The following is a 922-nucleotide window of genomic DNA, read 5'->3' as shown; positions in this document are numbered from 1 at the left end:
ATTCAAGCGATGGGGTTTGCGGAACGGTTGAGCTGGATGAAGTCCTGGTGAGTGGGGCTGTGCCCGATGCTGCCATATTGGGTGACGAGATGGTCGCGCGTCTTGGCTGCTTCGCCGGGGACGGTCTGGGCGAGGGCCTTGCGCATGGTGGCGGCGTCATAGTCGCAGCAATAGGCCGGGGTCGCGGGGTGCTGGCGCCACGATTGGGCGAGCGAGCCGCCATCGACGGGATCAAAGCCCATGGCGTCGACGATGTCGCTCACCAGCGCCTTGTGCGCGGGTTCGTCGCCCGCGACGGCGATGGCGAGCCGCCCCGGCGTGCCCCTGGGCTGGCCCAGTTCCGCCAGCGAGTAGGCGAGGATGTTGTTGAACGCCTTGATGACGGGGCGGCCGATCTGGCGCGCGACCCATACGCTCTCGACCTCGCCTGCGTCGATGTCGGCGATCTGCGGATCGCGCATGCCCGGATAATAGTTGCCGGTGTCGATCACCGGCACATCCTGCGGGACGGCGGCGAACAGATCCTTGGGCAGGCTGGCGATGGCGGGCAGCGGGATAGACAGGATGATCATGTCGGCTCCGGCGACGGCGCCCTTCGCATCGGCTGCTGTCGCACCGATTTCGTCGGCAAAGGCGCGGACGCTGTCTGCGCCCCTGGAATTGGCGACGCTGACCTGATGTCCTGCCGCCGCCAGCCAGCGCGCAAGGAGGCCGCCGATGCTGCCGATACCGATGACGCCGATCTTCATGCCCTGCTCTCTCCCAACCCTGTTGCTTTACACCGGGGTTTAGGCCTAAGTAGTGGCATCGGCAATAGCCTACCGTAAAGTTTGAAACTGTCTAAAAGGTAAGTATGGATGGGACATGACTGGGTCTGTGACGACCCCCAAAAACAACTCATCTGGGCCGCCGCTACAAAGGA

At 64.1% G+C, this 922-nt stretch carries 1 protein-coding gene; it reads right to left on the bottom strand.

Annotated features, from left to right (window positions below; translation table 11 throughout):
* Positions 1-2: 2 nt before the first annotated feature.
* A complete protein-coding gene (locus ACODSN_RS16365) occupies positions 3-749 on the bottom strand; it encodes an NADPH-dependent F420 reductase (protein WP_489056548.1) in 747 nt (248 codons plus the stop codon).
* Positions 750-922 lie beyond the last annotated feature (173 nt).

This window comes from Sphingobium sp. FG11, assembly GCF_057809915.1.
The sequence above is the reverse complement of the archived record's forward strand: the minus strand, read 5'-3'. Positions and strand labels throughout refer to the sequence as shown.